This is a genomic window from Streptomyces sp. SID5910 (genome assembly GCF_009862125.1).
Lineage (GTDB): Bacteria > Actinomycetota > Actinomycetes > Streptomycetales > Streptomycetaceae > Streptomyces.
Genome location: NZ_WWHX01000789.1, coordinates 1 through 4082, shown reverse-complemented (window position 1 = coordinate 4082; position 4082 = coordinate 1). Strand labels below are relative to the sequence as shown.

Genomic DNA, 4082 nt, shown 5'->3' with positions numbered 1-4082 from the left:
CGCCACCCCCTCCCCCAGCCGGACGGCGACGGCCGCTCGTGCCGTCAGGCGAAGAAGTCCGCCAGGGACGACGCGAGGGCCCCTGGGGCCTGTTCGGCCACGTGGTGGCCGGCGTCGATGCCGTGGCCGCGTACGTCCGGGGCCCACTGCTGCCAGATCTTCAGCGGGTCCCCGTACAGGTCCTCGAGGTCGTCGCGCAGCGACCACAGGACCAGCGCCGGGCACCGGATCCGTGTCCCGGCGGCGCGGTCGTCCTCCTCGTGCCGGCGGTCGATGGTGAGGCCGGCCCGGTAGTCCTCCAGCATCGCCCGCACCACGTCGGGATTCCTGGTGGCCGCACGCCACTCGTCGTAGTTCTCCTGCCCCATGATCCGGGGATCGCCGCGGTACCAGCTGTCCGGGTCGGCGTTGATGACCCGCTCGGGGATGTCCGGCTGGGCGAAGAAGAACCAGTGCCACCACTGGGTGGCGAACTCGGCCGTGATGCGGGACAGGTGCTCGGTGATGGGCATGCAGTCGATCAGCGCCGCCCGCGAGACGACGTCGGGATGGTCGAGCACGAGACGCAGCGCCACAGCGCCCCCGCGGTCGTGGCCGGCGAGCGCGAAACGGGCATGGCCCAACGAACGCATCACCTCGACCACGTCACCGGCGACGGCCCGCTTGGAGTGCCCCGCGTGGTCCGCGGTGGGCGCCGGACCGGTGGAGCGGCCGTAGCCGCGCAGGTCGGGGCAGACCACGGTGAAACCGCGCCGGACCAGGAGCGGGGCGACGCGATGCCAGGTCGCCGACGTCCGGGGATGGCCGTGCAGGAGCACCACCGGCGGCCCCTGCCCGCCGTGGCGGACGAAGATCGACGCGTCATCGAGCTGAACCCGCTCTTCCTCAAAGCCCTCGAACACGTTCCGGACCTCCCGCCCTCGTCGGCGCACCGCGTGCTGAACCGGTGCAGCCTTCCTCATGCCCCCGCGGGGGCCGCGGACACAGCCGGCCGGCGGGACGGGTGAGGACTGCGGCGGCCTCGCCCGGCGCCGGACGAGGCCTGGTGACGTCCGGTCAGGGGCCGGCGTGACGACCGGTCAGGGGCTGGTGTGCGCCGGGGGGCGGATGCCGGTATGATTGATCTTGCAAGGCGGGCCGCTGCGGTGGCCGTCTGCCGTGCGTCGGTCGTCTAAGGAAAGACGCCCCGCTTCCTGCGGGGAAATGCAAGTGCAAGGCCTGCCCGGCGCTCCACCACATCCCGCCCCCGCTGTCTCAGGGGGGCGGGGTTTTTTGTGTGTCACCGGGCCCGCCCGGCTCCACCGGCGCGTCGGAGGAGCCCGGCAGGACGACTCCGGGCCGGTCATCCGTCGAGCGAGCACATCACGGGTGCTCTCGCCGAGCCGGTCACCGAGCCGCTGGTCCTGCTGCCCTGCCCTCGGCCCCGGCGGCGCAGGAGAAGGTCGCGGCGCCACGCGTCTGGCCGCGCCGGCCGGGGACGACTTCACCGGCCTCGGGATCGAGGGCCGGCGGCGTGACCGTGACACTGCCCCGGCGGGGTGGTGCCGGGTGCGGCGTCCTGGGTGCCGGGGGTGTGGCAGCCTCGTCGGTGCCGCCGGCGGAAGTACAGCCCCCCAATGTCAGCAGCACTAGGGCTTGTCCGGCGGATCACGTGACTTCTCGCGCAAAGGAACCCAAGACAGGTCAGCGCGGTGGGCGTTGGGCCGGCCACCACAGGGTCATCAACGGGTTCCTGTACCGGGGGGCGGCGCTCCACACGGCTCATCCCCTTCATGGAACGCCTCCGTGTCAGCCGGCTGGGCGGCGAAGGACCCCGCACCCGGCCGGACCGCCTCGGCGGCGGCAAGGCCTGTTCCTCCCGGCGCGACCGCCGCTGCCTGTGCAGACGGCAGATCCGTCACACCATCCCCGAGCCGAAGAGCCAGCGGGGCAACCGCCAACGCCGCGGCAGCAAGGGCGGACGGCCCACCAGCTTCGACACGCGTGCCTACGTCTTCCAGGGCACCGTGACCGTCGCAGCGACCAGGCTCTGGCTCCGGGGGCAGATCCATTGTCCCCATGCGGGAAGGTGACTGTCACCGTTCCCCAGAATGATCTTTACGCCCGATTTGCACCCCTAGGCTTGCGGGCGGACACACATCATGGACCCGACCTGGGAGTTGAGAGTGGCGCACGACGTTGCCGCACTGACAGCGGAACTCACGGACATGGCTGCGGCCGATCACCAGTTGGCAGTCCGCGCGAACAGCGACGACCCCGCCGAGCAGCTGTCCTGGCGACGGTCGACCGCCCGCCACGGTGACCGGCTCAACGAGATCATGGACGAGTGCGGCTGGCCGACCGCGGAACTCGTCGGCGAGGAGGCCGCACGCGCGGCATGGCTCATCGCCCAGCACGCCGACCGGCAGCTCGACGTCCAGCGCCGGGCCCTCCAGTTGATGCAGCAGACAGTGTCGGCAGGTTCAGCCAACCCCCGCGAGCTGGCCTTTCTGCACGACCGCACACGCGTCAATGAGGACCGTAAGCAGGTCTACGGCACTCAGATCGCCGGTGTGAAGGACGGGGCACCGGTTCCGTGGCCCTGTGAAGAGCCCGAGCGCATGGACGAACTTCGTGCGGAGGTCGGCATCGAGCCTTTCGACGAGTACGTCGCCCAATTCTCCCTGGCCTGACACTCCCTTCCCGGCCGCGTCCGGTGGATCACTGCCCGGGCCTGTCTGCCGCTTGTCGCAGGAAGTGATCCGCCGGACAGGCCCCAGGGCGCACGCCGCTGCCCGGCGGGGCGTGCTCACTCGGACTCCCCCGGCACTCGGCCGGCCAGGCGCGGCGGCTGCGGGGTGTGCGTGCAGGCTGCTTCCTGGGCCGCCAGGACCTCGTCGCCGTGCTCGAAGGCCCAGGCACCGACGGCGTCGATGGGGGCCAGCAAGGTGCGGCCCAGGGCGGTGAGACGGTACTCGACGCGTGCGGGCGCCTCGGGGTGGGTCTGCCGGTCGACCAGGCCGTTGGTCTGCAGGCGCCGCAGCGTCTCGGTGAGGACCTTGGAGCTGATGCCCCCGATCCGCTCCCGGAGTTCGACCGGGCGGCTGGGGCCCTCGCGCAGCGCCCAGAGCACCACGGCGTTCCAGGTGTTGGAGAGCAGGTCGAAGGCGAGGCGGGCACGGCAGTCGGCGAGGAAGGCGTCGGTCGTCACACACCACATGGTGCCTGACGGGCCCTCTAGCGTCGGTGTGAACAGTCGCAGCAGGCTTGGAGAGGGGCCGCGTGATGAGAATCGGTGTACTGGGGACGGGCAACATGGCCGACGCGCTCGCCACCCACTGGGTGCGGGCCGGGCACGAGGTGACCGTCGCAGGACGGGACGCGCGCAGGGCGCAGCGGCTCGCGGCGCGTCTCGGGGGCGGGGTGAGGGCGGCCGGTCTGCGGGCGGCGGCCGAGTGGGGTGACGTGGTGCTGTGCGCGCTGCCGTTCGGGGCGGGAGAGGACGTGGTACGGGGTCTGGGTGCGGCTCTGGAGGGCACGGTGCTGGTCGACTGCTCCAATCCGGTCGGGCCGGGGTTCCGGCTGCTGACGGACCAAGGGCCCTCGGCCGCGCAGCGGCTGGCCGCGGCGGCGCCGGGAGCCCGCGTGGTCAAGGCCTTCAACCTCTGCCACGAGGACGTGTGGCGGATGCGGCCGCCCGTCTTCGGCGGGCGGCCACTGGCCGTGCCGGTCTGCGGGGACGACGAGGAAGCCCTCGTACGGGTACGCGAGCTGGTGCGGGACGTGGGCTGTGAGCCCGTGGCGGGCGGCGCTCTGGAGCGGGCGGGGCTGCTGGAGGCGACCGCCGCGCTGTTCATCTCCCTGTGGGTGGGTGAGGGGGCGGACGCGCAGGCGATCGCGCCTCCGCTGGCCTACGCGGCCGGGCCGCCCCGACAGACAACCGGGAGCGGTACGGGGGCTGTTGGCTGAGCGGGAGACCGACCCGGCAGTCGGGGCGCCGACCCCCGTGCCCCGGCCGGCCTCCGTGTCCCGGCCGTCCGCAGAGCCGCCGCGCCGCCACGTCGGCAGGCCGGGGTGGTCAAGGGGCCGGGGCGGTCGGAGGC

The 4082-nt window shown here is 72.7% G+C and carries 4 protein-coding genes and 1 pseudogene; 3 read left to right on the top strand and 2 right to left on the bottom strand.

Annotated features, from left to right (window positions below):
• Positions 1-44: 44 nt before the first annotated feature.
• Positions 45-902 carry an alpha/beta fold hydrolase gene (locus GTW67_RS27910; protein ID WP_346010756.1) on the bottom strand — a complete coding sequence of 286 codons (858 nt, stop codon included), beginning with the start codon at positions 900-902 and terminating at the stop codon, positions 45-47.
• A gap of 855 nt (positions 903-1757) precedes the next feature.
• Between GTW67_RS27910 and GTW67_RS27905 the strand changes: the two are divergent.
• Together GTW67_RS27905 and GTW67_RS27900 are read left to right on the top strand one after the other, a co-directional pair.
• Positions 1758-2072, top strand: a pseudogene (locus GTW67_RS27905) (IS5/IS1182 family transposase); the annotation flags it as partial.
• A gap of 93 nt (positions 2073-2165) precedes the next feature.
• Positions 2166-2672, top strand: coding sequence for a DUF6624 domain-containing protein (locus GTW67_RS27900; protein ID WP_161167534.1), 507 nt, complete (start codon positions 2166-2168; stop codon positions 2670-2672).
• 116 nt (positions 2673-2788) lie between these two features.
• Here the strand turns inward: GTW67_RS27900 and GTW67_RS27895 are convergent, their stop codons facing one another.
• On the bottom strand, positions 2789-3190 hold the full coding sequence (locus GTW67_RS27895; protein ID WP_161167533.1) for an HxlR-like winged helix-turn-helix transcriptional regulator: 402 nt from the start codon (positions 3188-3190) through the stop codon (positions 2789-2791).
• A gap of 74 nt (positions 3191-3264) precedes the next feature.
• Here GTW67_RS27895 and GTW67_RS27890 point away from each other — a divergent pair, with 74 nt between their 5' ends.
• Complete coding sequence (locus GTW67_RS27890; protein ID WP_161167532.1) at positions 3265-3948, top strand: NADPH-dependent F420 reductase; 684 nt, start codon at positions 3265-3267, stop codon at positions 3946-3948.
• Positions 3949-4082: the final 134 nt, after the last annotated feature.

Bases quoted from the DNA above. Each gene is read 5' to 3' on its own strand.
- GTW67_RS27890 (WP_161167532.1), top strand. From the start codon at position 3,265: ATGAGAATCGGTGTACTGGGGACGGGCAACATGGCCGACGCGCTCGCC.